The following is a 26,031-nucleotide window of genomic DNA, read 5'->3' as shown; positions in this document are numbered from 1 at the left end:
TATTTTACTTTCCCGAGTTACACCACCCGAATTGCACCACCCGAATTGCGCCTCGGGAGTACGCGGTCCTTTTCGCTGCGCTCAAGAGGACTTATTTTCAGTCGAATACCCCGCTAGCTTGCTGCGGGGTGCGCCAGCGCAACTTTGATTTGTCATGCTCGACGCAGGAGAGCGACTTTCAGACAACAAAGAAGAGATAAGTTCAAAATAAAAGCGATAGAGGAATGATAAATATTAGAACTCGCAGAAAAACCCGGCGATTTTTTTTATATGCCTTATGATATGGCTTTATCCTTGCAAGGTTAGGACTGAAATACAAAAGATTTCAGCCTCTGATTCTGGAATACATAAACCGATTACTCAGGGGCTGATTTTTTCATCATTTATGTCCTTTTGCTTCCTCTTTCATTGTTTGAGAGCTGATCTTTTTTCCTTCTATTTTTGATCTTATGTAATTGGCTGTAAAAAGGAGAATAATACCCAACCCTATTATTTCCGGGATAAATACGCCTATATGAGCCGGATTGTATGAATTTGTCAGGATTTTCATGAAGTACTCAATAAAACCTCCGTAAAATGTATCTTTTGGAAACTTCCATCCCAGAAGCGGCCAGAAAAGGACGTCAGGTGAATTCCACATCTGGTCCTCAAGCAGGTGGCAGAACGATGCACCTGCAACAACAAGGGGTATCATCCAGCCTTTTCGGTCGAAGGCATAAGCTGCAACCAGTCCCAGCAGGACTCCGAAGAGGAGGGTATGGGCAAAGATTCTCCCACTTCCTATAGTTTCTGCAAGAATTATCCTGCCAAGGGGTTTGTCGATAAAGTCCGGAAGGAGAGACCCAAAAGCGATCCATTTAAAGTCTACTGGAATATTCTTTTTCGGCAATAACCGGTTCAGGGAATAGAAGATCCCCAGAGTAATGCCTATATGCCCGAGAATAAACATCAGATTAAAAAAGTTGATAACATATAATTATTTTTTGGCTGGCTTGCCTGAAAGACATGCCAGCACAGGTTTCCCCTGTTTGCAGGTTTTCCCCTTTTACAGGTTTCCCCCTTTTACAGGTTTCCGCCGTTTTTATATTCTACTGTGTACAGAACTTTTCAGATTTGGCACTCAGACACGAGTTTTTCTACTAGCTCCTGCCTGATCGTAGTCATTCGGTCTCCGCCGCATACCATACCCCGAACACCAATTATGTCGGGTCCTATCCTTTCGAGGACCGGAAGGTCTTCGAATTTCAGGGAACCAGCAATTGCACTCTCAAGCCCGTGCTCATGAGCAAGGTCAGTAAACTCTATCAGCTCTTTTTCATCCATGAATTCAAAGGTAGATTTCCCGTCCTTGATGCCAGTGTCTACCATGACAACATCTACTCCGGCCTCTGCAGCAACTGCGGGGAGTAAAATAGGAGAAATCGAATTAATGCGTTTGTAGTCCGAATATCCTGCGGCAACAACCTTTTTTGATGGGTCATAGTCTTTTACGGCTCTTGTAATCTTTGTGAGCAGCTCAAGGGCCTGTGCTTCGGTCTGGATATCGTAAAGGCCTACTTTAATGTAATCCGCTCCTGCTGCTGCTGCTCCAAGGGCTGCAAGTGCGGCAGTTCCGGGTTTGTAGTTGAAATCTCCTATTGTTGCGCTTATCGGCTGCCTGCCGTTTACAACCTCCTTAACGTCCCTGATTACCCAGGGGAAATTGGCTCCAAGGGAACCTTCTTTTGGGTTTTTGACATCTACAATGTCTGCGCCGCCTCTGGAAGCGAGAATTGCTTCCTCTCGATTTATTGGACTTACAAGCAGTTTCATAAAAAGCCTCTTATTAAGAATGAAGTTAAATATTCAATGATGTATATTACGCTTTTTTATATAAGTAATCTTATTTTATATTTTTTTATAGGATGATGCAGCTATGGAATAAGTATGTTCCGTGTAATTTTTGTAATGGATATATTTAACCGTAACGTGGTTCTTGCAAAAGGCGGAGTAAGGGAAAATTACCGCCCGGTTTCGGATTCAAGTGTGGTGTGCCGGACCTCAGCTCCCCTGGAAATAGTTGGGGCTTTACGCCCTAGAGAAGTTTACATTGCCGACCTTAACGCACTGCAGGTCAAAGGTCCTCTCGATATTAATGCGGAGATTATCCGGGAAGTTAGTTTAAAGGCGGATACAATGCTTGATTTCGGGGTCTCTTTTCTAACGGATGTTGAAAAAGCACTTTCTATTGCAGGAACTGCGGTTATAGGCACGGAGACCGGCAAGCTTGCAGTAATCAAAGACGCAGCTTTCAAAAACCCGGGACGTATCAGTGTCAGTATTGATGTTAAATATGGAAAGGTTCTGAAACTGGACCCTGAGATCCCTGAAGATCCTTTTGAAATTGTAAAGCTTCTAAACGAGCTTCCCTTAAAAGACCTGATTTTTCTCGACCTTGACAGGGTCGGCACAGCTTCTGGGTTTGACCCGGAGTTTCTGCGCAAACTGGCTGAGGGCTCATTACACGATGTACTGCTTGCAGGTGGGGTCAGATGTATGGAGGATCTTTTTGCTCTTAACAGGCTTGGTATAAAGGGCGCTCTGGTGGCAACTGCAATCCACTCAGGGTTGGTTCCTCCGGAAGTGATGAGCCGGGGACTTGAAAATCTAAAGAAAAGCAATTAATGAATTTCCGGGAAAGATTTATACTCTGCCTTATGCCTCTGATATAGAAGGCATTGAGTATCTTTATAACCCAATTGGCAGATTTATATCCAGTTCATCGGATGTCACCATCAAAACAAAGAGTTTACGAGGTTACAGTATGGCAACAAGAAAGGTAACTGAGGAGAGCATTGAAGAGCCTGTAGAGGAGCGCATTGAAGAGCCCGTAGAGGAGCGTACAGGAGAAAACAACGGAGACGGGTATACTGAAATTAAGATGGGGGGCGGCTGGTACATGACCATCTCTCTGGCGCACAGCGACCGTTTTGAAAAGGAGTATGTAGAGCTCGCAAAAGAGCGTGGGGGAGTGAAAAAGTCCCGCTTCAATCTCAACCCCTCGCACGTCCGGATGCTGGCGGAAGCCCTGGTCAAGTTTGCGGATGATAACAAGCTCTAACCGGGCTTTCACTTTCTTTTTTTATTTTTTTATTTATTTTCGAGGTTTATTTCTCGAATTTAATCGTCTGGATCAATTTTCAGGTTAATTTCCTGCCTTACTCTTTGATTTCAATTTAAAACTTGTTTTCATAAACCCTTAGCAGAAAACCCCTGGGTCTTTAGTTCAGGGACAGTTGATGGCCAGTAGACGGCCAGTAAATCTCCAATTCAATCCCTTTGAACAAACTCGAGAATTTTTTGCACGACTGTTTTTTCCACATTTTCTGGAGAGCAAGAAGCATCAACTACTATAAACCGTCCCGGCTCTTCTGCGGCGAGTCTGAGGAAAATTTCTCTGACTCCTCGTAGAAATTCTATCTTTTCGAATTTGGTTTGTTCTCCTCGCTTCCCGCATCGCTTAACTGCGATTTCAGGTTCAATGTCAAATAGAATAGTAAGGTCCGGAACAACGGTCCAGCCTCTGTGCAGGCCTCTCACCCACTCAAGCGGGTTCTCTATGCGGTTTTTAAGGGTTATTCCCTGGTATGCATAGCGGCTGTCGGAATAACGGTCAGAAATCACGGTTTTCCCGTTTTCAAGTGCAGGTTTTACAAGCTTTGCCAGATGCTCAGCATGGTCAGCTGTAAAAAGGAATAGTTCGGCAAGCTGGTCGGTATCCGACTGGATTGCTTTTTCGACAGCATTTCCAGTAAGGGTGCCTCTTGTAGGCTCTCTGGTAAAGATAGGCTCAAAAACACGAATTTCATGATTTTCCTGAAGTTTTTTTGCAACCGTACTTTTACCTGAACCATCAATCCCCTCAAGTGTGATCAGTTTGCCTCTCATAATAAAATAAGCAGGATACCCGTGTCTTTAGACATGGGAGGAATGCGTAAACATCCCCGTACTTGCTTTCATCCCTCCTTTAGATTATATTTTATAAGTTGGACGGGAGCTAAAAACTAGCTCCCCTCTACTTTCGTAGAGTAATGCGTATCCCGATTGTGGACTCCAACTTCGTGAAGTTGGAGTGTTGCAGCGTAGATGGAAGGACTTCAACTTCGTGAAGTTGGAGTGTTGCAGCAAAGCTGGAACCAGTCAATCAAGGAATCCGACCTCCTCTCGATCTGATATTGCAAGGTTTGTTTGATGCAAGCACCGCCCACAACCCTTTAGGGCTTTTAACCGGCATCCTTAGAGCTTCAAACTGAGGCGACATTCGAAGGTAACTATTGTTGTATTCTTGCATATCGGTTACCGATTTTGTTTACTCCAATCGGTGATCTGGTCAACCTAGGCACTATAACATGCCTGCCACTTTAGTGGCGGGTAGTTGACAAGGACCGCCTTTTTATTTTTTTCTTTACAGGTTTTCATTCAAATGCATTAGCTGTATTTATACTCTCCAGAGAGCCTCGGGTAGCTGGCAGGTCAGGGCAGCAGTTTCAGATGAAATGAGTATCCATTGGTCTTCGGTTAAGGAATTTTCTTGCCTGAAAGTATCGATTTTGCATTAGAAGTCTACCTTAAATTTTGGCCTGATTACATGAAATCGATACCGTGTCCAGTTCTCAATTTCTAAAAATATTTGATAACTGTTGTGGGAATGGAGGTAATTTATCACGATTCCTCACTTAACCGAAGACGCATGAATGAGTATCTATTTATGTAAACATTAAAAATAGCTTAAAGTAATGACCGTAATAGGAGTTATCACACGGGGCAAGTACGGGCATCGCCTTGTTGACGTTGTAAAGGAGCACAGTGATTTCTCAGTTGTAACTGTCGACCTGCCCGAGTTCGTGCCCATATTTATTGAGGAACCCGATGAGTTTTTGGAAAACCTGAATTTCGACCTGCGTGTCTTTTCTGCCGATCTCGTGGTTACCTATTCCCTGCACCCTGACCTGACCTCAGCAATTGCAAAGCTTGCCGCAGAAGCCGGGGTACGCTCTTTGATTATACCGGGAGGGTCTTCCAGGGCATCGGTTCCCGAACTTAAACAGATTTCCGAAGCTTCCGGAATGGATATAGAGGTGGATGAAACTTGCTGTACCCTTGAACCCAACTCATTCAACCGTCCATTTGCTGATATTTTCGGGTCCCCAGTTTTGAAAGTTAAGACCGAAAACGGAAAAATCGCTAAAGTTGAGGTCATAAAAGGTGCCCCCTGCGGGAGTACCTGGCATATGGCTAAGGAACTTGTCGGAGTGCCGGTAAAAGATGCTCCCCCAAAAGCCGGGTTGCTGGTCCAGCAATATCCATGCCGGGCGATCAGGGGTGAAATGGGGGGGATTCATGAGTCTGCAGAACTTCACAAGCAGGCGCTCATAACAGCGCTTGAGAATGAGGAGTGATTATATATTCCTTGGAAAAATATAATCTAAATATGGCAGAAGAATGGGACCCATTTTTTATTTTCTGAAATTCCTGTTTTTTGCCTGTACTGATTGCCAAGTATCTTTTTGGGGGTGAAAATATTATTTCCCTATCTATATCAGAAGACTCAGGGCCTGAAGACCTTGAGCCAATAGCATTTGCAGTGCATTCACTAATGGGACTCCCTACCACCATTAGAAGCCTCAAACGAAAAGGGCTTCGTCTGGAAAAGGGAAAAATCCTTGACCGGGACTATACAGGACCCGTTCTCGAAGAGGTGTTAAAGACCAACAAAATTGCCCATGAAGTTCCCGCAGAAGGCATGTACCGCGGAAAACATGTGGTAGTTGCTCCTATCCGTTCAAAGGATGGGAAGGTTGTTGCGGTTCTCGGGGTTGTGGACCTTCTGGCTACAATTGATCTTCCTTCTGTCTTTCAGGAATATACCTCTGTGCTGCAAGAAGTAGAAGATGCAAAAAAATGAAGCTGAAACAGGTTCCGAGAACCATTCTATAAAAAAGGAAAAAACTAATTGGATTTTATTGGAGGATTTTGTCCCCTCTCTTTTTCAAGGTTTGAGAGGACATTTATCCAATTCCTCCAGTCTTTATTGAAATCCAGGATCCTGATTTTTAAACCAGGAAAAGTTTTCTGGTGTTTACTGTGGTTTTTCGTATAACTTGACCTTTTTCAACAGGACTCCGCTCTTTGCGTGGGGCTGTCTGAAGACTGTATCGTTGGACTTTTCGATTTCTCTTGCTTGAGTTGCGAGTATTGCTGCAGCTCCCATTATCTCGTGCCCGGCTGCGGCTGTGAGGCATACCTGGTCGAGTTCCTTTAACATGAAGCAAGCAGGGAAATTAACCTGTGCAACTTTCTCAGCCATGTGAAGGGCTGCAAGAGCTTTTGCTTTTGCGTAAGGGTTTGCAAAGCCTGCGTGTTCTACACATTTTTCGGGTTTTGCGAAGATATGCGGGAGTTCAAGCTCCTTTCCTGTCCTTCCGGAAGCAACCTGGTCGGTTACCCTGTCGAGTTCCTCCTGGATAAGTCTTACAACACCACAGATGGAGAGGACTTTCATTGCATCGGAATTGAAGGACGCCATTTCGACGGAGTCGAGGAATTCCCTCTTTGCTCCGATAAGGGGGTCTACCGGGAGGATAATGTATCCAAAACCGTCCTGTTCAAAAGCCTCACGGGCTTCCTTTTTAGTAGGACCGTCTGAAACTACGATACAGGGTACATCTTTCCAGAGTTCACGGGCTGCGGTCGGGCCTGGAGCTGCTGCATTCGGACTGATTATTACCACGAAGTCAGCATTCCACTGCTTGAAGCTTTCGGTGTCTGCCGCTTCTGCAGGGCCCATTTTGGCACCAGTACCGAATGATCTTACAGTAATTCCCTCTCGCGCTGCAATTTCATCCTGGATCAGATTGATAACCTGGCTCATTCCCAGGTTGCCCATTTTTATAAAACCTATGTTGACCATTTTTCTCAAAATCCTGTGTTAACCTTTTTCTTCAATAGTGGAATTCCTAAAGGGTTTATAATCCTTTTGGCAATCTCTCTTTCTTATCCCTCTTATTTTATATATATCTGCCCTATTTATAATTATTATTCGGTATCATTTATCGATCCTCCGAAAAGCTTAAAAGGGATGTGATTTATTTCACTCAAAAACGTTGACATCAATGCTGTTGTTTTGTGGTTTTGTTTTCGCGAAACCCGCATTATAATTTGAAGAACTTTATCCGTTGGTGGGCTTTTAATGTCAGGGCACATATATTCTATCAAGCTGCGGGGGTACCCTGAAAACGGTACTTCGGGCGGCATGCCCTTTTTCGGGAATTGCCCCGCTATATATATAGCTATTCAGGTCCAGGTTTTGATTGAGTGAACTGTCCTATACATAATTCTACTGAAAACAAACTCATTGTTTTTGATATGGATAGTACCCTTATAGATGCTGAGACCATCGATGAGCTCGCCAGAGCCGCAGGTGTTGTAAGCAAAGTAGAGGAGATTACGAAGAGGGCAATGTATGGAGACCTCGATTTCGAGCAAGCGCTTGCAGAAAGGGTCAGACTTCTTAAGGGACTTCCCCTTGAAACTGCCCTTGATGCTGTAAATCAGATAAATCTTATGCCGGGAGCAGCCGAACTTGTCCTGTATGTTAAAAATCGGGGTTATAAGACTGCGATGATTTCCGGTGGATTTACCATAGCTGCCGAGAGAGTAGGTAAAACGCTTGGTATTGATTTCGTCGTTTCCAACGAACTGCTTGTTGAAGATGGCTGCCTCACGGGCGAAGTTGTCGGTCCTGTCACACAAAGCGATTCCAAAGCAAAGGTGTTCGAGGAATTGGCTCGGCTTTACAATGTCAGGCCCGAGCAGTGTGTGGTTGTCGGGGACGGCGCAAATGATGCCTGTATTTTTGAGGTAGCAGGTTTTTCCATAGCTTTCAATCCAAAGCCCATACTTAGGGAATATGCGGACGTGGTCATAACAATAAAAGACCTGAGAGCCGTGATCCCTGTTCTTGAATCTCTTTCTTATCAATTTTGTAATCAGGCACAGCATGTCGACATCGAACACTACTAAAATGCCAGCTTTTTTGCTGGATCGGGAGGCACAATAAGAGATGCTAAAGGAATTACAGAAAAAAAGATCAGATTTGAAGGACATTTCTGAAGAATCCAAAGATAAAAGAAATACTTTAAACGCTGAGGCCAGCGCGCTTGCCGCAAAGCGCAACGACCTGAACAAGAAGACAAAAGACCTTATCAACGAAGCCCAGGAACTAAAAGTTCTCAGGGACGAGATTAACGAGAAGGTCAGTGAATACAAGAACAAGCGCGATGAAACCAATGCCAGAGCCAATGATCTGTTTGCAAAGGCAGATTCCATCAGGAAGCAGAACAACCTTGGCGGGCCCTCAATCAAAGCCTTAAGGAAAGATATCGATCGCCTTGAATTCACCCAGCAGACCGAAGTTCTGAGCACAAGCAAGGAAAGAGAACTTGTTGGCAAGATTGCAGAGCTTCAGAAACAATACCATGAGAAAAAAATCCAGCTTGAGGGCAACCTCGAACTGAAAGATATCCTGGATGAAGCCCAGCAAATCAGGGACGAAGCTTCAGAGTTCCACAATGAGCTTGCAGAATACGCCAGGCAGGCCCAGGAATTCCACGAGAAGATGATTAACGCCTTCAAGGAAGCTGACAGAACCCGGGCAGATTCAGACATTGCACACAGGGAGTTTGTAAAAGCCCAGGAAGCAGCTGACGAACAACATAAGATTTTCATCAATGCCCAGAAGGAAATCAGAGATCTCGATAAAGAAATCTTCAAGCTTAAGAAGAAAGACAAAGACGGGAAGTCCCGCGTTGTTAAGTCCGAACTTCAGAAGGATGCAAAATCCATTTTCGATAAGTTCAAGGGCGGAGCAAAACTCACTACCGAAGACCTGATGACTCTTCAGCGGTCTGGTTTAGTCTAATCAATCACATAGAATCAATTTGTTCGTTGAAATTTTTAATTTTCGTTGCAAGTGAAGGTTTCAAACCTTTACCTGCACTCATTTTTCTATTACCTGCTTATTTTCCTGTTGCTAGCTTAGTTTTCTGTTATCAGAGCAGTACTGGAATCTGCTGCTTGTTTAATGTTGCCTGTTTACTGCCTGTTTATATCCCCTGTTCACTTTTCGCTGCTCCCAGCTCACGGTTGATATTCTGTTAGTGTACTTTCGCGCAGTTTACTTTCGTGCAGTGTACTTTCGCACGGCTGTGCTTTCGCTTTTGTCTGCTGTGCAGGCAAGCTCAGACCGCACAGAGGATGCGGAAAAAAAGAACTGTTATGATTTTTAAGGTCTGCCTGCTTCAAAAATCTGAAATTTACTTTAAAAACCCGAAGCTCACTCCAGAATCTTCAGGTATTTTTCCCTGAACTCGGGGTTTCTCATAAGGCAGCATTTTGCGTTATATACGGGATCGTCCCTGATTTTTTTCCAGACATCTTTTACTTTATCCATGTGAACATTTCCATAGGGGATAGGAATGCAGGCACAGGGGAGGATATTTCCTTCAGGTGTGATGTGCAGCCACTTTTTTCCTGCCATGCAGCCTGTGGTCTTCATAACCTGCGGAATTGGAAAAACCCTGGGTCCTTCTTTCTCCTGGGCCCGGGACACAAAATTGTCAAATTTCCGGAGGTCTTTTGGGGTCATGATCTCGGAAGCATGGTCCATCCACCTGCCGGTTGGCACTATCTCATAGAAAGAGAGTTCATGGACTCCAAGCTCCGTTGCAAGAGTATAGAGTTCATTAAGCTCATTGACATTATCCCTTGAAAGCACCACATATATGTTTACAAGCAGCCCTGCCTCAAGTCCGTTTTTGACCGCTTCAACTGCGCTTTTGAAAACCCCTTTCCTGCCCCTCACATAATCGTGCTTTTCCTCATATGCGCTGTCAAAGCTAACTGTAAGGGAATACAACCCTGCAGCTTTAAGGCTTCGAGCGCGTTCTTCTGTCAGGCCCACTCCTGAGGTGAACATGCCGGCAATGGCTTTATCAGGGTCAACGTAACTTATCAGGGTTTCAAGACCCGAATAGGTAAGGGGTTCTCCTCCATCGAAAATAATAAATGTTGTGCCCATTTCGAGCACCTGGTCGATTACATCTTTAACAGTTTCGGGTGTAAGCTTTGTCCTGTTCTTTGTATCAGGGAGGGCACAGTGGATGCAGTTGTTGGGGCAGTCCTCTGTAATTGAAATTGTTACCTGGTCAGGTATATTTTTCCCGAACATTGATGATAGCTGGCTCTTCACAAGCCGGTCAAAGCCCGGACTCGGAATTGGAGGCATCCAGGTAGAATAGATCAGGCGGTCAGCTTCTACATTTGCAGGCTTTTCGCCGTCAAATATCGAGATGTTTGCCGTAAGGACTTTTTTCATGAGTGGAGATGCTAATCCACCTGTTTTCATCTTCAAGCACCCATCTTCAATTTCAGCATAAACCCTAAAAAGGGGGTTTTTATAAAACTCGTACTGCATATTTTCCCTGCATCTGGCTTTCTGGTGGTTTTTTCCTTTATGTATTTTCCGTTCTATTTTTTCCGGTTTTGTCTTTTTCCGTTTTTTCCGTTTTATCTTTTCCAGCTTGCCTTTCGTCTCCAGTTTACTTATCCCTCAGGAATGCCCTGTATTTCAGTAGGGCTGAGGGTTTCTTCTTCAACGTGAAGATAAATACCTGCATAGCCTGTTCAAAGGAGCTGCCGTGGATAAAGGACAGGTCCTCTTTTTCAAATACCCTTACCATTTCATCTATTTCTCTGTCCGTCATCTTCCTGAGGGTCTCAAGCCCTATACGGCCCAGGTAATGCTCGACCTTAAACTCCTTTTCCCAGGTTTTCCGGAATTCCAAAAGAGCACTTTTTGAGACATCTCCCTTTTTCACAGCATCTGCCGCCACGTCTCCGCATATCTGGCCTGCCCTCATAGCATAGCCTATTCCGGACTGCCCTGCAGCTCCTCCAACTACCATTACCCCATCCGTTATGTATTCACCAGGTATGGTAACAATAGGGTCTCCCCCGGAAAGTTTTCTTACAACCTCAAGTTCTTCGAGCCCTTTAAGCTTTTTGAAACGCTCCACCCAGGCATTCAGGTAAGGTGTGGCATCCTTGCCACATCTGCGCACATAAGCTCCAATCGCGGCATTATCGCCTCCTCTGGGGGCATATGTGGTCTTCCAGCCGGGAGCATGGTTTCCCACATAGTACTCAAACATTTCAGGCTTCCCGAGACCAGGGGCTCTGACATCCAGCTCAATTCCCCAGGCAATATCCTCCGGATGTTTCATTGTTTTCAGGCCCAGAAGGGAGGCCATTTTTGAATTTATGCCGTCGGAAATTACTACGAGTTTCGACCTGAACACCCCTGCCGAAGTACTGATGGCAAATTCCCCTCCCTCTTTCCGGATACTTTTTACTTCTATTCCTGTCCTGAGGTCAACCCCGGTTTTCATCACTTTTTCAGCATAAAACCGGTCAAATCTCGTTTTATCGATAGAATAACCGGGTGTTTCTACTATGACTTCGCGTCCTTCCGGGGAGATGAGCTTCATCCCCTTGAGGTAATGCACGACATAAGATGGGTCTACCTTTTCTCCGCACCTGTCAAGCATCCCCTTAAAAAAAGAGTTCGCGGGGTGTGGAGGATTTCCTATCTCTTCCTTTTTTTCCAGCAAAAGTACATCTGCACCCTTTTCACAGGCATTTCTGGCAGCCATGAGCCCTGCAGGGGACGCCCCAATTACAATAATGTCCGCATCCATTTTTTTCTATCCTTTTTCACCAGAGAATGGAGGTATAAGATCCAAGATATATGCAGAGCACCACGTCCAGGATCATTGACCCGAACATTATTGCTCTGTAGTTTGAGCCGTTAAGGAAAAGCGCCCCCCCCCTCTCAGGAGTTGGATGTTTGATAAAATCAAGGCACTGGGCAAGCATCCAGAGCCCTGAGGCAAGAGTTCCCGCAAAAAACACCGGTCCGAGTTTGGCTGACCAGCCTATTATTACTGAAGCAATAACTCCGACAATCCACCAGAATGTCACAAACCTGGCGGTAAAAGGAATTCCGAAGGTTACGGGCATTGTGGGGGCACCTTTTAGCCGGTCTCCTTCCACATCTCTGGCAACGCCTCCCAGAGTAAAAGCCCAGTCCGTAACGCACATCATGAGCCCGAAGCAGATTGCGGGCAGGGGCAGGATCACTCCGTCGCTGCCTTTCAGAATCCCTGCAGGATCAAAGGCAAGCCAGATGCCGATAGGCACAAGCCCGTAGGAGATGCCGACAGGCAGGAAGCTCAGGAAGGTGCTGCGCTTTGCAAAGATTGAGTAAATGGTGATAGTTGCAGCTGCGATAAATAGGACGGCAAGGGATTCCGGGTTCAGGTACGTGGCTGCCGCACCTGCGATAAGCAAAAGCAAGAGAGCATAAATCATCGCCGAATTTTTCGAGACTCTCGAGGCGGGCAGGGGGCGGTCCGGGATATTGATGGTGTCGATATCGACATCGCAGCAGTCATTGAAAACGTATGAACTGGTTATGGCCGCAAATCCTCCTATCACGGCAATCAGGAACGGGACAAGTAAGGGCAGTCCTCCGGTTGCCAGGTATGAAGCAAGGATCGCACTGGCGGCTGGGAGGGTCAGGTCCATGTAGTAGAGTTCGGGTCTCAGCAATCGGAGGTAGGGGCTGAGTTCCCCGATTCTTGCTGTAAGGGACAATCTTTTCACCTGTTCTTTTCTGGTTTTTATTGGGGGTTGGTTGTATTTCGGAAACTGTCAGGTTTTTAGTGTTATCAGGGGTTTTTACAGTTAGTCCTATAAACATTGGCATCTCAAAAAAGTTTCCTTTTTCTCTTTTTCAGGAGAATCTTGCCTTGAGAAGGTAGCGGAGGGGTTTATGAGATGCAGGAGAACCCCTGGAACCATTAAAGAAGCTGTAAAAAATCCAGGCCCCTTGGGGGGTATGGGGAGCTTATTCTTTTTTCCAGGCGTCCCTGTAGACCAGTTCAGCCTTTTCTTTTATTTTTTCGAGCAAGGGGTGCTCGAACTCCCGCTCACAGACAAAGGTAAACTTCGCTTTCGGGTTAAGCTCTATCAGTTTAAGGATATTTGAAAATGCGGTGCTGAGGGCTTCGTAATCCGGAAACTTTGAGACCTCGGCATTGAATGGGTATACCTCTTCCATTTCTGCAGGGAATGCCCCGAAAGGTGCTTTGAAGATAAGGAGCTGGTCATAGCTTTTCTCCCCTTTCACTGGAGTTGTGCGGATAATTGCCGACCCCTCAAGGCTGAATCTTTCCAGCCGCTTTCCGAAACGCAGGACTTCCGGTCTGGAGGCGGATTCCGGCCCGCAGTAAAAGTATGTGCTTTTGGTTGCAGGGTCTAACTGTTCCAGCCAGGGGGAATGGGTGTAGAGCTTTTTCAGCCCGTCAAGAAGTTTCGGATGGGCACGGCAGCGTTGTTCAACAAGCTCGAGCAGTTTTCCGTCCTTGATGGACTGCTTGATCAGCCGGATTTCTGCAAAGGTTGCATAAAGGTTATGCCTTGCGAGAAGTTCTTCCTTATTTTTGGCTTTTTTCAACTCGTCGGCAGTATATTTAGTACAGATAGGACAGGAACAGGGCAGGTAGTTCAGTTTTTCTATGTGATACGTCCCGTTTACAGTAATATAACGCCCGTCCTTGGCATAGAGGGCATAAGCTGCCGAGTCAAAAAGATCACAGCCAAGAGCGACTGCAAGAGCAAACATCATAGGGTGCCCTGCCCCGAAAAGGTGTACCGGTGAGGTTGGAGACAGGCCTTTTTTGGCTGCGGCAATTACATCCACAAGCTCTGCGTAACGATAGGATTCCATTAGCGGGACAACGGCTCCCAGGGGATAAACATCAAAGTTCAGGTCTCTCAGGTGGGATGCAGCCTTTTCCCTGAGTTCAGGATAGGTTGATCCCTGGACCGGGCCTGCCAGGAGCTGTTCGCCCTTAATGAATTTGCGGGCAGCTTCCAGGCGTTCGGCAGTGATCGCAAGTTCTTCTTCTGCTCTCCTGTAGTGGACGTCCGGAGGAGTCGGAATATCAAGTGGGACTATGATGTCACTCCCGATTTCCTGCTGGAACGCGAGGATCTCCTCGTTTGTAACTTCCACAGACCCGTATACTGAAAGTTGAAAAGAGCCTGAATCTGTCATAATTGGCCCGTCAAAACCAAGGAGCCCATGCAGCCCTTTTTCAAGGGCGACATTTCGCAGTTCTTCCTTCCGGTAGATAATATAGGAATTTGTGATCAGAATCTCTGCCCCGAAGCTTTTCATCTCATTCGGGGGGATAAGCTGGATGTTCGGATTTACTACAGGCATGACAGTAGGAGTCTCAACAGTCCCGTGAGGGGTCTTGAGTTTACCTATCCTGCCGCCTGCGTCCTTGTCGAGAATTTCAAATATCGCTGACATGCCGGGGGTATAGATGCCTATCAGATATATTTATCTTTGGGGACCCCGAATTGCGCCTCGGGAGTACGCGGTCCTTTTCGCTGCGCTCAAGAGGACTAATTGCTGAGTTATAACAGTGAGCTTCAATCAAGAGGACTGAGTTACAAATATTGTTGACCTTTTTCTGTTTTCCGTGCCTTCCGTTTTTTGTGGTTACAAAGTCTGAGCGAGTCAGGTGTATATTTACGTCAGGTGTATATTTACGTCTAAATTATAGTTCCCCTCTCTCCATTTTTTCTTCCCCTCAATCTCCTTTTCCTGGATCAGTCTTCTTTTGCTCGCGGCATTGCGATGATTTCCCTTACCTGAAGGGAGAAGAAGTCGTTGCTATGAGCCGGTCTTAGCACAAGAGCTACATCTGCACCCCACCTTGTACCTCCGATGGCTATGATTTCGGTATCTTCTGAGATCGGAATATGGCCTGAGTCTGCTGCCATAATGGCAACCTCTATAGCTACCTTGAAGCCTTTTCCGAAAAGGGAGCGCAGGGTATCCGCAATTACTTCGATCCTTGAATAGCCTCCGAACTTCTTTGTGACCGAACGCTCTATTCCGGAAAACATATGTGACTGAGTAGTGATTATTGCTCCAAGTTCTTCGAGTTTCTTTTTGTACTCTTCTTCTACTTCCCACTCGCCTTTTTCCTTCTGGCCGTACTGGTGGCTTACTCCAATTACTTTGATGTTGCTGCCTTTTACTGCCTCTGCCATTTTAAGAGCGGTTTTTCCACTGGTACTGGCAACTACAATATGGGATATTCCAAGTTCTGCTGCCCTTTTTGCTGCAGCCTCAACAACTGCGTCTGTGTTTTCTTCCCCTACTTTGTCCAGATAAAGAATTGGTTTTTCCATGAATTAATTCCTCCTGTATTCGGTTTTTTATCTTTTTTTACAAACTGTTTTTGTGGACTGTTTTTCCAGTTCCTATTCTGCAGTTCTTTGATTTCTTTCCTGTTATCTTCCCTTTCCTGTTATCTTCCCTTTCCTGTTATCTTCCTTCTTTTCTATGAAACTCTTTTCCCTCTCCTTTTCTTATCCTTCAACAACGCAGTTTGCATTTAGCAAACATTGGGTGGAGAATGCATCGTAATTAGAATAAACGCTTCTGATCTGAATTATTTTTTCTCTGTCATGAGAAAAGATATATATTAAAAGGAGTCTCTTTTAATAAAAAAGAGGGTTATGGCTTTCGGAATCCCGGATTCATCGATGTTTTTCTATTGATGTCTGTGCAGAAGGTAACACAGACCCGGGCTGCTGAGAAACTTGTTTATTTAGGATTAGCATATATTATCTAGGGGTTTTATTTCATTGAGGTGGTTTTTTGTCAACTACTACAGATTATGATAACAACGACGTGAAGATTATTACTAAACCTGTGCAGTCAAAAAACCCTGTTTTGATTGAAGGTTTTCCAGGAATCGGGCTTGTGGGGAATATAGCAAGTCAGCACATGATCGAAGAGATGAACATGGAGTATATAGGCTCCATTGAGTCCAGGTATTTCCCTTCAATTGCAGTGCTTTATGAGGGGCTTATAAACATGCCTGTAAGAATCTACGAAAACGTGGAGCACAACATCGTTGTAGTCATCTCCGATATTCCGATCAGCCACTCGGTATCTTACGATGTAAGCAATGCTCTCGTGGACTGGGCTGAATCTATCAATGTCAGGGAGGTTGCTTCCATTGCAGGAATTGCCATTATGGACGGGGAACATAAGGTTTTCGGGGCAGCTACCACGTCGGAAATGCTGGATAAAATCAAGGAAAAGGTAGAAATTTTCCAGATGGGGACTATTTCCGGGATTTCAGGCAGCGTAATGGCCGAATGCCTGCTGCGCGGGATTCCTGCAATTAGCCTTCTAGGGGCTACAAAAACCCAGAATCCGGATCCAAGAGCCGCTTCTGCTGTGATTGGAGTTCTTAATGAACTGTATGGACTTTCGGTCAGCACTGATAGGCTTATAGAGCAGGCTGAACGCATAGAAATCGAGCTCCATAAGCTTGCTGAAGATGTTCAGACTACCGAGCAGAAAGGAGAAGTAAAGAAGGAATTCCCAATGTACGGGTGATTCCATGGAGTATATAACGTTAACAGGAATTGCTGATTCTGTGATCGAGGTCCTGAAGAAACACGAGCTAAGGACTCTTGAGATTCGGAATCTGCAGAACTTCTTCGGAATACTCGGGCTCAATGCAGGAGATAATGTTCTCCTAACTTCTACGAGCCTTCAGGACCTTACAGATGGGACTTCAGCCCTTATAGCAAAGATTGTGCAGATGCAGATCTCTGTTCATTCTATTGTCAGTTCAAACGATATCTATTGTGAAGAACGAGAAGCCATGTCAGCTCGTATTCAGCTTGAATGCAGGAGCATGGCACGGGTGAAAAGCGTCGTTTCAAACGAACTCGGAAAACCAGTGAGGGTGGACGCAAGAGAAATTTCCTGCTACGAAGCCAGATAATAATCTCGTTAATTACGTTAATTTTCTAAAAACGGCTTCAAAAACGGCTTTTCTTAGTTTCCTGGCATCCCAATGTCAGACGATGCCCATGTGTTTTAAAGAGAATCTTAAAGAGACTCTAATTTTCTGGTCTCTGATGCTTCTTTTCTAGAAAATGTTCATTCTCTTCTTAATAAAACACCACTGTTCTGAAAAATCCCACTGTTCTGAAAAATATTTCTGCCCTGAAAGAAGACACTTTTGAGAGTTGGAAAAAAGAACGGAAAAGAAAGGTTCCGGAAAGGTGGAATTCTCTCCGGTAACCCTGGATTCATATTTTTGAATTATTCACATATCTTCAGGCATTTCGCCGCCCATCCCTGGGCCTGCTCTTCCACCGCCGGCTGAGGCGATTACGTCATCGATCCTGAGGATCATAATTGCGGCTTCTGTAGCTGCGTTGATTGCCTGGGTCTTGATCCTGAGAGGTTCGACAACATTGTTTTCGAACATGTCTTCGATCTTGCCTGTGTATACATTGAGTCCAGCCCTCTTGTTGCCCTTTTCGTGCTGGGAGCGCATTTCCACAAGCATGTCGATAGGGTCAAGCCCTGCATTTTCTGCAAGGGTCTGAGGAATGACTTCGAGAGCTTCGGCATAGGCCTTAACTGCAAGCTGTTCTCTGCCCTTAAGGGTTGCTGCGTATTCCCGGAGTCTGAGGGACAATTCGATTTCAGGGGAGCCGCCGCCCACAACAATCTTCTGATCTTCGAGAGCAACGCCCACAACTCTGAGGGCATCTTCGAGGGCTCTCTCAATCCCTTCAACTACATGCTCGGTTCCGCCGCGAAGCAGAATTGAGGTGGTCTTGCTGTCCTTGCAACCTGTTACGAAGGTCATTCTGGAACCTGTGACGTCTTTCTCTTCCACAAGGCCTGCGTAGCCGAGGTCGGACTCCTCGATTTCATCCATGCTTGTGATAACCTTTGCACCTGTTGCCCTGGAGAGTTTGTCCATGTCACTCTTCTTGACTCTGCGCATTGCGAAAATTCCTGCCTTTGTCAGGTAGTACTGGGCGAGGTCATCCATGCCCTTCTGGCAGAAGACTACATTTGCGCCTGTCCTGATTACCTTTTCCACAATTTCCCTGAGCATGGATTCTTCCTGGTCAAGGAAAAGCTGCATCTGGTCAGGGGAGGTGATCTTTATCTCGGCTTTTGTTTCGGTCTTCTTGAGCTCGATTGGCACGCTCAGGAGCAGGACTTTTGCATCTTTCACTATTTCCGGCATTCCGCTGTGGACACGTTCTTTATCAACGATTACACCTTCGATAATCTCGGAGTCTGCGATGCTTCCACCGGGTCTCTTTTCGATCTTGATGTCCTCGATGTCCACAGTGATCTTCCCATCTTCACTTACCTCAACAACCGATTTAACGGCCTGAACTGCAAGCCTGGAAAGGTGGTCCTTGTTAGCCTCTGCGCCTTTACCTGTAATGGCTGTGGCTGCAATTTTTTCGAGGGTTTCGGTATCTTCCGGAGTTGTGCTGATAGTGATGGTCTCCAGGATCTTTGTAGCCTGGTCTGCTGCAAGCCTGTAACCACTTGCAATCACAGTGGGGTGAACGCCGCTTTCCAGCAGGTCTTCTGCCTTTGTCAGGAATTCTCCTGCGAGTACGGCTGCAGTGGTTGTCCCGTCGCCTACTTCGGCGTCCTGGGTCTTGGCGACTTCTACGATCATCTTTGCACCTGGGTGCTCGATGTCCATTTCTTTAAGGATAGTTGCTCCGTCGTTGGTGATGACGACGTCTCCCATGGAGTCTACAAGCATCTTGTCCATACCCTTCGGCCCAAGAGTGGTCCTAACTGCCTCAGCTACTGCCTTTGCGGCCATGATGTTGTTGTGCTGGGCGTCGGAACCGTGGGTTCTCTTGCTGCCTTCTCTTAAAATAAAAATCGGTTGTGCTGCCAAAATTTAATCTCCTTTATAATGATATGAATTTCTATGAATTTTTATCAGTAGTATTTCTGAGCACGTTATTTTTGTGCGTAATTTTTCATATTCTTAATGCAAGCACTTCTATATAAGAATTCCTCTGGAGGTCAGGTTCTTAATCTTGAAAATTGGGTCTTCTGGTCCTTTTAATACATTTATTTGGTTGGTTTAGATGGTAAATAAAGTCCAACAATCTCACTCCTTAAACTAGGATCGCTGGTTGTAAAAAATCTGTTCTTTGTGAATTAAGGAGAAAATTTCAACTCTCAGAAAATAGTGCACTATAAGACGACTTACAGACGACTTACGCACTTGAGGCGTATATTCAAGTACAATATACTTTGTAATCAAACTCAAAATTTAGATTGTTAAATGTTCAATGATATTGGTTTTGTAAGAAATAATAAGACACAAGGAGCTTTTGACAGTCGGTTGGATAATTTATTTTATATGTTTAAGTTACATCTTTACTCTTACTCCAATTTTACTCAAAACAAAAATTTAATGTATTAGCTGCCTAACTATAGAAAGTAATCAATTAATTTACAATATTTTTTCCATTTATCAATAGCTCATTTCGACATGAGATAAAGCGTGATCAAACTAAATTGAAAAATATTGGTGCGTAAGGGCTACAGATGACCTCTCAAGAACATGGAAATATTAAGGTTTTTATCAGTTATAGCCACGATTCTCTCGATCACAAAGGGCGCGTGTTGAGCCTTTCAAATAGTCTGTGCGACGATGGGATAGACTGTAACATCGATCAATATGAGAGGTCTCCTGTTGAAGGCTGGCCAAGATGGATGAATAAGCAGATAGATAATGCAAATTATGTACTTGTAGTCTGTACGGAAAGCTATGAGAAGAGATTTAAAGGTCAGGATGAACCGGGAAAAGGTCATGGAGTTAAGTGGGAAACATCGATCTTAACTCAAGAGCTCTACGACGCTGAAGCTAAAAATAAAAAGTTCATTCCAGTGGTATTTTACTCCAAAGATGTACATTATATTCCTGTAGTGCTTAAAGGGGTAACTCACTATGTTCTTGATACAGATCAGGGTTATGACGATCTTTACGCACATCTTACTGATCAGAGACTAATTCCCAAGCCTAAAATTGGAAATATAAGACAGTTGCCTCCTGTTGTGGGAGATAATCTACAAAAACCGATTACTGCGGCTGAAAACTTAGAAATAATACAGTCATCAACAAAGTCTCAATATCTAGACGCCAAATTCAATGTTCCATACCGACAGAACTCTTTTTTTACAGGTCGCGAAGAAACTCTAGCACAACTTTATGATGAACTTAAATCTAGAAATGCGGCAGCTCTTTCTCAGCCAATGGCGATCTGTGGACTTGGAGGTATTGGAAAAACCCAAACTGCAATTGAATATGCGTACCGCTATCGGGACGAATATGAGTCAGTATTTTGGGTTAAGGCGGACTCAATAGATTCAATAGTCTCAGATTACGTTTCTATTGCAAAATTACTTAACTTACCTGTAAAAGATGACTCCGACCAGAATCTTGTGGTTTCTGCCGTAAAGAACTGGTTGAGAACTAACAATAACTGGCTGTTAGTTCTTGATAATGCTGATTATCCATACCTTATTGAATATTTTTTACCTTCAAATATTCAGGGCCATGTCCTACTAACTTCGAGAGCTCCAACATTTGATAATCTAGGGATCACGAATCCTATCGAAGTTAAAAAAATGTTGCCTGAAGAGGCTAAGGAGTTTTTTCTCGTACGTACTGGGCACAAAAACCTTGATCAATCAGAGATTGCTTCACTTGAAGAACTCATAAGGGAACTTGATTGCTTGCCACTTGCTATGGAGCAAGCTGGAGCTTATATCCATAAGCTGAAGTGCAGTTTTGCAGAATATCTTTCTAGCTATCGTAAGCATGGTTTGGAATTACTAGAAAAGTCTCAGGTTCAGAATACTAAGTATTCTGATTCTGTGGCTACAACTTGGTTGTTAAATTTCGAACAGGTGAAACAAACTTCTAAAACTTCCACTGATATATTATCTGCAAGTGCTTTCCTTAATTGTAATAATATTCCATTTGAAGTTTTTATTAAGGGATCAGGAGAATTAGGTGAAAATATTTATTCGATGCTGCATGATATCGAAGATGATAGGCTAGTTTTTAAAGAAGCTATTGAACCACTTCGGCAATTTTCACTTATTTCTACTTATTATGATAAGAATACATTTGATATCCATCGACTTGTACAGGTAGTTCTTAGAGATGGAATTGAAAAAAATGAACAGCAACGCTGGGCTGAAAGTGTTGTTAAAGCCTTAAATCGTGCATTTCCTAAAGTTGAGTATAAAAATTGGGAGCTTTGTGATAAACTTCTTCCACATGTTCAGACCTGTGCAGAATATATTAGGCTGTTGAATATAGAGACTGAAGAATCCGCAAAACTGCTAAATGCAACCGGTAATTACCTGCATAAACGTGCACGTTTTAAGGAAAGCGAGTCACTCTTGAAGAGCTCATTGGAAATTCGAAAAAAAATATTGGAGCCCGAACATTATGACCTCTCTGAGAGCCTCAATAACTTAGGGGAACTTTATATAGATTTAGGTAGGTATTCTGAAGTTGAGCCTCTGTATGTGCGCGCATTAGAAATCCGAGAGAATACTTTAGAGCCAGATGATCCGGCTATAGCAGAAAGTCTCAATAACTTAGGGGAACTTTATAACGATTTTGGTAGGTATTCTGAAGCTGAATCACTACATCTACATGCGTTAGATATTCGAGAAAACACTTTAAATCCAGATGATCCGGCTATAGCAGATAGTCTAGACAATCTAGCTGGAATATACATTCATTTAGATAGATTCTCTGAAGCCGAATCTCTACGTATTCGTGCATTAGATATTACGGAAAAAGCATTCGGTTTTGAACATCCAGATGTAGCTGCCTGCCTCAACAATTTAGCTGGAGTTTATAACGTTTTAGGTCGGTTTTCAGAAGCCAAAACTCTATTGATTCGCTCATTGAATATTTCAGAAAAAGCACTTGGTCCTGAACATCCAGCAGTAGGTGTCAGCCTCAATAATTTAGCTGGAGTTTATAACAATTTAGGCAGATCTTCAGAAGCCGAAACTCTGTGCATTCGCGCATTAAAGATCACAGAGGACGCGCTTGGTCCTGAACATCCTTATATGAGTAATCGCCTTACCACTTTAGCCGAGGCCTATAGAAATTTTGGTAAGTATTCTGAAGCCGAAACTCTATTAATTCGTGCTTTGGAAATTGCTGAAAAAGCACTTGGTTCTGAACATCCAGATGTAGGTATTAGCCTTAGCAATCTAGCAGTATTTTTCAAGGATCGCAACAAGTATTTCAAGTCCAAATCATATTATGAGCGAGCAATTAAAGTTACGGAAAAAACTAGGGGAGAAAATAGTCTTGAAGTTGCTAGACTCTTAGAAGGTTATGCCTCTTTATTAGCTAAGATGAAAAGGAATAGGGACGCTACGACAAAACATAATCGTGCTAAATGGATTCGTTCGAAAATTGAAAAAGGAAGTAAAAAGTGAGCTAAATTTATTACTGATATCGAGCGCAGAGAGCCTGTCCAAAATTGACCTCAAAGATTGGGATCAATTAAAAGAACGTATAAAAAATAGGACTTACGCCGTTGAAGTATAAAATCAAGTGCAATAGGCACTTCTGTTTAAATTTGAATTTTTAAACACTTAAAGGTTCAATGCTATGTTGATATCTCAACCATGTAAGTCCTATATAATAAAAGCTTTTTAAAAAGTCAAGTCGAAGGAATACTCCCATTTCACCTTCGACTTATTTGCACGCTGTATGCGAAGAATTAGTGTGTTTTTATGTACTCTATCATCCGCGGGGTCAGCAGAGGGATGATTTCGGGTAGCATGTTAGGCATCAGGTTCTCCATTGCCTTTGGCATGAGGTCCGGGAGCATCTCTCTCATGTAATCAGGCATCGGGACCCGCCTCTCAACAGCTTTGAGCATATCAGGCATGACCTTTGGCATGACCTTCGGCATGAGCATCGGCATCATTATGGGCATCATAGGCTTCATCATGGCATCCATTCCGGGCACATACTTGACCATCTTCATCATGGCCTGAAGGGGAGCTGGCATTGCGGCCATCATCTGGGGCAGGAGTTCTACCATCAGGTCGGTCATGTTTTCTGGCTGCAGGAGGGCGATCATCTTCTCAAAGGGCACCCATGACTGCAGGGCGTAGTTTGTCGTGTCCGGGATGTCATAGCCGAGGCTTCTTGCCACAAGGGCGCCGAGGTCCTGGGACTCTATGTTCATGTTGTTTTTCTCGGCTGCGACACGGAACTGAACCGTACAGCAGGGACACAGAGCCGCAATGATGTCTGCGTTTACATCTACCGCCTCCTGAAGCCGCATCCCTCCAAGTTTATATGCAACAGGAGGCTCGGCAATAAGGCTCACCACCGAACCACAGCAGTGGGCCTTTTCCCTGTTGTGTTCAAGTTCTTTAAACTGGATGCCAGGTATGGCTTTCAAAAGTTCCCTTGGGGGGTCGTATATCTCGCCTCCGGCTCTTCCCAGGTGGCAGGAGTCGTGCCAGGCAACCACTTTATTCAGGGGTACCTTGAATTTGGGCTTCAGCACGTCCAGGCGCTCAACCAGGATTTCTGAATAGTGTTTTGTCTCAAACCCGTATTCGATTCCCAGTTTTTCTGCCCACTGAGGATAGACTGTGTGCCACATGAGCCAGCATGCAGGACAGGAGGTTATCACGGTTTTTACGCCCCTCTTTTTCATGTTGGAGATGTTCATCCGCATGATCGTTTCAAAGACATCCCACTTTCCGGCAACGAGCATGGGAATTCCACAGCAGGCTTCCTTGTCTCCCAGCCCTGTAAACTCGACCCCCGCATCGTCGAGCATACGTACAGCCCCTATAGCCACGTCTTTTTCCACATAGGAGGCGGTGCAGCCTGCAAAGTAGGCGTACTCGGCTTTGTCTTTCATTTTTGCCCTGATGTCGTCAGGAATCCATTTATCCCTGTCTTTGCTGAGGTTTGCCCAGATGTTTCTCTCTTTCAGGAGGCTTGCAGCCATGATCTCGAAAGGCGGGAAGGTCATCTTTTTCTCTTCATCAACTAGCTTTCCGCGCATTGTCATCCAGGCATGTTCGATTGGCATGTCCAGCTCACAGCGGGCGTCGCACATCTGGCAGGTGGTGCAGGCAAGGAAGGTGTTCGTCTGCCTCTGGTCAAGTTTTTCCCGGCCTGCCAGGTATTCCTTGATGAAGAACCATTTTCCCCGGGGCGACTGGGACTCCCAGCCCCTGCCGTAGTACTGGTCGCACTCGCTCACACAGTATCCGCACTGGGAACAGGAGTAAGCAAGTTCGGCAATGTCTGCAGGGATGTCCTTTTCGTCTTTGAAGGTAATTTTCCCTATCCCGGACATATTCCCAACAAGCCTTCCCATGGGTTCGAAGGAAGAGCCAAGGGACACGGCTGTGTTCAGGAGACTTTTTCCTTCCAGGGTCTCAGGATTCATTATTCCGTTGGGGTCGAATTCTTTCCGGAGGGCTTCTATTTCCGAAAGTCGGGCTCCAAAGACGCTCTTTTTCTTCGAGGCAAAGAATAGGCCGGAAGAATAGGCTCTGCCTCCGTTTTCTTCTGCAATTTTCAGGATGCTCAGGGAAAGGGCAAAGGCCGTATTGAAGAGTAAGGAGCGTTCGGAGTGGCGCATGAAGCAGAGGAGTACAACATTTCCGTCACTGATAACCATCCCTTCTGTTAGCACCGGGAGTTTAATCCTCTTTTCAATTTCTTTAAAAGCACTGTCCATTTTTTCAAGCGGCACCAGGATCTCAGCAGGGATGAAGGAGGGGCCGAGCCTTTTAACCTTCATGGACTTGAACCATTCCTCGGTCTCGTGCTTCGCAATCTCTTCGGGAAGGACCGTACCGCCTGCATTTTCAATTGCTTCTTTTAAGCCGGAGACGTCCCTTGAAGCAGGGTACATAAAGGTACAGACGTAAGCAACAGGCAGTACTGGCCTGTTTTTGTCCACAACTTTCCCATAGTGAAGTTTTTGGGGCGATTTATTCTTCATGTCCGCCCATTCGGGGTTAAGGAAGGAGATCGACCAGAGGGGTATGTTCTTTTTCCTTATGGTTTCTACCGTTTTTTTCATGGCTGAAGCGTCAGGGAAACTGGCGGAAACGGCTTTTCTTTCTTCGAGTTTCTGGACATTCAGGGTAATTTCGGTGATGATCCCCGTGGTCCCCATTGTCCCTATTAACTTCTTGAGTTCGGGGCCGGAAAAGTCCCTTATTTTCCCGTTGGGGAGAACAACCCGGGCGTTTTCCATACTCTCATAGCCCCAGCCGAACTCATAACTCCCATACCCGGCTCCACTCTGAGCCAGCCAGCCTCCGATGGTCGAGGACGGAGCGCTTGAAGGAATTGCCCTGACCGAGAGGCCCTCTTCTTTCAGTTTCCTCTCTAACTTTTCCCAGATAAGCCCGCTCTGAACCACTGCTTTCTGCCCTTCGGGGTCGATGCTGATTATCTTATTCAGTAATGTGACATCGGCAACTATACCCCCCTTTGTAGGGATTACCCCGCCGTACCCTGAGGAGGCTCCTGCACGGGGGACAACCGGAATCTTGTACCTGTTTGCAAATTCCAGAAGCTTTAAGGCGTCTTCTTCCGTCCGGATTTTTACAACAGCCGCGGGGTCAGTGTTTCCTATCACCTTCTTGACAAGAGGGGGTAAGGCTCCTATATCGTGGTTGTAATAGTGGCGATCACGCTTGTCAAGATTGACGTATTCTCCGAAGAGTTCGGAAAGTTCTGTTTTTTGGGTTGGTGAAAGTTCCGGTACACTTCTTGCTGTCATTTTTTTTCTCCTGGGTTATGGTTTATTTGTGGATACTTTGCAGTGTGCGCAGGTGTTCTTGTTCAGTCAGGTTAAGTTAGGTTCTGGAAATGTTTTTCTGGCTTCCATATACTATATATTATATATTTCTAAATTAAATATATTCGTCTTTGTGATCTGAGCCAGAAT

21 protein-coding genes are annotated in these 26,031 nt (G+C 44.9%); 10 read left to right on the top strand and 11 right to left on the bottom strand.

Translation table 11 applies throughout. The annotated features are described in order from the left end of the window. Positions 1 to 379: 379 nt before the first annotated feature. Both PHF18_RS00455 and PHF18_RS00450 read right to left on the bottom strand, forming a co-directional pair. Positions 380 to 949 (bottom strand): metal-dependent hydrolase, encoded by a 570-nt coding sequence (locus PHF18_RS00455; RefSeq protein ID WP_300097064.1) that lies wholly within the window; start codon positions 947 to 949, stop codon positions 380 to 382. Between the two features lie 158 nt (positions 950 to 1,107). Beyond that, entirely contained in the window at positions 1,108 to 1,812 is a 705-nt protein-coding gene (locus PHF18_RS00450; protein WP_300097062.1) for a (5-formylfuran-3-yl)methyl phosphate synthase, read from the bottom strand. Positions 1,813 to 1,926: 114 nt separating this feature from the next. Here PHF18_RS00450 and PHF18_RS00445 point away from each other — a divergent pair, with 114 nt between their 5' ends. Continuing rightward, a complete protein-coding gene (locus PHF18_RS00445; RefSeq protein ID WP_300097060.1) occupies positions 1,927 to 2,664 on the top strand; it encodes a HisA/HisF-related TIM barrel protein in 738 nt (245 codons plus the stop codon). A gap of 139 nt (positions 2,665 to 2,803) precedes the next feature. Next, a complete protein-coding gene (locus PHF18_RS00440; RefSeq protein WP_300097058.1) occupies positions 2,804 to 3,100 on the top strand; it encodes a hypothetical protein in 297 nt (98 codons plus the stop codon). A 209-nt stretch (positions 3,101 to 3,309) separates the two neighbouring features. Here the strand turns inward: PHF18_RS00440 and tmk are convergent, their stop codons facing one another. Beyond that, entirely contained in the window at positions 3,310 to 3,927 is a 618-nt protein-coding gene (tmk, locus tag PHF18_RS00435; RefSeq protein ID WP_300097056.1) for a dTMP kinase, read from the bottom strand. An 848-nt stretch (positions 3,928 to 4,775) separates the two neighbouring features. Between tmk and PHF18_RS00430 the strand changes: the two genes are divergently transcribed. Together PHF18_RS00430 and PHF18_RS00425 are read left to right on the top strand one after the other, a co-directional pair. Beyond that, entirely contained in the window at positions 4,776 to 5,438 is a 663-nt protein-coding gene (locus tag PHF18_RS00430; protein WP_300097054.1) for a DUF166 domain-containing protein, read from the top strand. Between the two features lie 80 nt (positions 5,439 to 5,518). Next, positions 5,519 to 5,944 (top strand): DUF2111 domain-containing protein, encoded by a 426-nt coding sequence (locus PHF18_RS00425; RefSeq protein WP_300097052.1) that lies wholly within the window; start codon positions 5,519 to 5,521, stop codon positions 5,942 to 5,944. Between the two features lie 174 nt (positions 5,945 to 6,118). Here the strand turns inward: PHF18_RS00425 and PHF18_RS00420 are convergent, their stop codons facing one another. Beyond that, the gene (locus PHF18_RS00420; protein WP_300097050.1) at positions 6,119 to 6,949 is read right to left on the bottom strand and encodes a F420-dependent methylenetetrahydromethanopterin dehydrogenase; all 831 of its coding nucleotides are present in this window, start codon (positions 6,947 to 6,949) and stop codon (positions 6,119 to 6,121) included. A 279-nt stretch (positions 6,950 to 7,228) separates the two neighbouring features. Between PHF18_RS00420 and PHF18_RS00415 the strand changes: the two genes are divergently transcribed. The 3 genes from PHF18_RS00415 to PHF18_RS00405 are packed head-to-tail and all read left to right on the top strand — an operon-like array spanning position 7,229 to position 8,959. Further along, positions 7,229 to 7,357 carry a hypothetical protein gene (locus PHF18_RS00415; protein ID WP_300097048.1) on the top strand — a complete coding sequence of 43 codons (129 nt, stop codon included), beginning with the start codon at positions 7,229 to 7,231 and terminating at the stop codon, positions 7,355 to 7,357. Beyond that, entirely contained in the window at positions 7,354 to 8,061 is a 708-nt protein-coding gene (gene serB / locus PHF18_RS00410; protein WP_300097046.1) for a phosphoserine phosphatase SerB, read from the top strand. Before PHF18_RS00415 ends, serB begins: the two co-directional genes overlap by 4 nt. A gap of 40 nt (positions 8,062 to 8,101) precedes the next feature. Continuing rightward, entirely contained in the window at positions 8,102 to 8,959 is an 858-nt protein-coding gene (locus PHF18_RS00405; RefSeq protein ID WP_300097044.1) for a coiled-coil protein, read from the top strand. A gap of 414 nt (positions 8,960 to 9,373) precedes the next feature. Here the strand turns inward: PHF18_RS00405 and PHF18_RS00400 are convergent, their stop codons facing one another. The 5 genes from PHF18_RS00400 to PHF18_RS00380 all read right to left on the bottom strand — a co-directional run bounded on the left by PHF18_RS00400 (position 9,374) and on the right by PHF18_RS00380 (position 15,369). Next, positions 9,374 to 10,513, bottom strand: coding sequence for a radical SAM protein (locus tag PHF18_RS00400; protein ID WP_300097042.1), 1,140 nt, complete (start codon positions 10,511 to 10,513; stop codon positions 9,374 to 9,376). A 124-nt stretch (positions 10,514 to 10,637) separates the two neighbouring features. Beyond that, entirely contained in the window at positions 10,638 to 11,795 is a 1,158-nt protein-coding gene (locus PHF18_RS00395; protein ID WP_300097040.1) for an NAD(P)/FAD-dependent oxidoreductase, read from the bottom strand. Positions 11,796 to 11,811: 16 nt separating this feature from the next. Continuing rightward, positions 11,812 to 12,753: a UbiA family prenyltransferase gene (locus PHF18_RS00390; protein WP_300097295.1), complete on the bottom strand. Its 942-nt coding sequence runs from the start codon at positions 12,751 to 12,753 to the stop codon at positions 11,812 to 11,814. A 253-nt stretch (positions 12,754 to 13,006) separates the two neighbouring features. After that, positions 13,007 to 14,479, bottom strand: coding sequence for a tRNA guanosine(15) transglycosylase TgtA (tgtA, locus tag PHF18_RS00385; RefSeq protein ID WP_300097038.1), 1,473 nt, complete (start codon positions 14,477 to 14,479; stop codon positions 13,007 to 13,009). Between the two features lie 302 nt (positions 14,480 to 14,781). After that, positions 14,782 to 15,369 carry a pyruvate kinase alpha/beta domain-containing protein gene (locus PHF18_RS00380; protein WP_300097036.1) on the bottom strand — a complete coding sequence of 196 codons (588 nt, stop codon included), beginning with the start codon at positions 15,367 to 15,369 and terminating at the stop codon, positions 14,782 to 14,784. A 472-nt stretch (positions 15,370 to 15,841) separates the two neighbouring features. Between PHF18_RS00380 and PHF18_RS00375 the strand changes: the two genes are divergently transcribed. Together PHF18_RS00375 and PHF18_RS00370 are read left to right on the top strand one after the other, a co-directional pair. Then, on the top strand, positions 15,842 to 16,591 hold the full coding sequence (locus tag PHF18_RS00375; protein WP_300097034.1) for a proteasome assembly chaperone family protein: 750 nt from the start codon (positions 15,842 to 15,844) through the stop codon (positions 16,589 to 16,591). 4 nt (positions 16,592 to 16,595) lie between these two features. Further along, positions 16,596 to 16,985 (top strand): DUF473 domain-containing protein, encoded by a 390-nt coding sequence (locus PHF18_RS00370; protein WP_300097033.1) that lies wholly within the window; start codon positions 16,596 to 16,598, stop codon positions 16,983 to 16,985. A 327-nt stretch (positions 16,986 to 17,312) separates the two neighbouring features. Here PHF18_RS00370 and thsA read toward each other — a convergent pair whose 3' ends face one another. Continuing rightward, on the bottom strand, positions 17,313 to 18,935 hold the full coding sequence (gene thsA / locus PHF18_RS00365) for a thermosome subunit alpha (RefSeq protein WP_300097031.1): 1,623 nt from the start codon (positions 18,933 to 18,935) through the stop codon (positions 17,313 to 17,315). 662 nt (positions 18,936 to 19,597) lie between these two features. Here thsA and PHF18_RS00360 point away from each other — a divergent pair. Continuing rightward, positions 19,598 to 22,525 (top strand): toll/interleukin-1 receptor domain-containing protein, encoded by a 2,928-nt coding sequence (locus PHF18_RS00360; protein WP_300097029.1) that lies wholly within the window; start codon positions 19,598 to 19,600, stop codon positions 22,523 to 22,525. A 287-nt stretch (positions 22,526 to 22,812) separates the two neighbouring features. On the opposite strand, the gene PHF18_RS00355 is transcribed toward PHF18_RS00360, so the two are convergent. Further along, positions 22,813 to 25,863 carry an FAD-binding and (Fe-S)-binding domain-containing protein gene (locus PHF18_RS00355; RefSeq protein WP_300097026.1) on the bottom strand — a complete coding sequence of 1,017 codons (3,051 nt, stop codon included), beginning with the start codon at positions 25,861 to 25,863 and terminating at the stop codon, positions 22,813 to 22,815. Positions 25,864 to 26,031: the final 168 nt, after the last annotated feature.

Origin of the sequence: Methanosarcina sp. (assembly GCF_028693135.1) — an archaeon.
Taxonomy (GTDB): domain Archaea; phylum Halobacteriota; class Methanosarcinia; order Methanosarcinales; family Methanosarcinaceae; genus Methanosarcina.
This window is presented reverse-complemented; position numbering and strand designations above follow the sequence as displayed.

Coding starts and splice junctions, on each gene's coding strand:
- tmk (WP_300097056.1), bottom strand. CDS start 3,927: ATGAGAGGCAAACTGATCACACTTGAGGGGATTGATGGTTCAGGTAAA.
- PHF18_RS00355 (WP_300097026.1), bottom strand. CDS start 25,863: ATGACAGCAAGAAGTGTACCGGAACTTTCACCAACCCAAAAAACAGAA.
- PHF18_RS00360 (WP_300097029.1), top strand. CDS start 19,598: ATGACCTCTCAAGAACATGGAAATATTAAGGTTTTTATCAGTTATAGC.
- PHF18_RS00420 (WP_300097050.1), bottom strand. CDS start 6,949: ATGGTCAACATAGGTTTTATAAAAATGGGCAACCTGGGAATGAGCCAG.
- PHF18_RS00380 (WP_300097036.1), bottom strand. CDS start 15,369: ATGGAAAAACCAATTCTTTATCTGGACAAAGTAGGGGAAGAAAACACA.
- PHF18_RS00445 (WP_300097060.1), top strand. CDS start 1,927: ATGTTCCGTGTAATTTTTGTAATGGATATATTTAACCGTAACGTGGTT.
- tgtA (WP_300097038.1), bottom strand. CDS start 14,479: ATGTCAGCGATATTTGAAATTCTCGACAAGGACGCAGGCGGCAGGATA.
- PHF18_RS00415 (WP_300097048.1), top strand. CDS start 7,229: ATGTCAGGGCACATATATTCTATCAAGCTGCGGGGGTACCCTGAAAAC.
- PHF18_RS00455 (WP_300097064.1), bottom strand. CDS start 949: ATGTTTATTCTCGGGCATATAGGCATTACTCTGGGGATCTTCTATTCC.
- PHF18_RS00440 (WP_300097058.1), top strand. CDS start 2,804: ATGGCAACAAGAAAGGTAACTGAGGAGAGCATTGAAGAGCCTGTAGAG.
- PHF18_RS00450 (WP_300097062.1), bottom strand. CDS start 1,812: ATGAAACTGCTTGTAAGTCCAATAAATCGAGAGGAAGCAATTCTCGCT.
- PHF18_RS00400 (WP_300097042.1), bottom strand. CDS start 10,513: ATGCAGTACGAGTTTTATAAAAACCCCCTTTTTAGGGTTTATGCTGAA.
- PHF18_RS00370 (WP_300097033.1), top strand. CDS start 16,596: ATGGAGTATATAACGTTAACAGGAATTGCTGATTCTGTGATCGAGGTC.
- PHF18_RS00395 (WP_300097040.1), bottom strand. CDS start 11,795: ATGGATGCGGACATTATTGTAATTGGGGCGTCCCCTGCAGGGCTCATG.
- PHF18_RS00405 (WP_300097044.1), top strand. CDS start 8,102: ATGCTAAAGGAATTACAGAAAAAAAGATCAGATTTGAAGGACATTTCT.
- PHF18_RS00430 (WP_300097054.1), top strand. CDS start 4,776: ATGACCGTAATAGGAGTTATCACACGGGGCAAGTACGGGCATCGCCTT.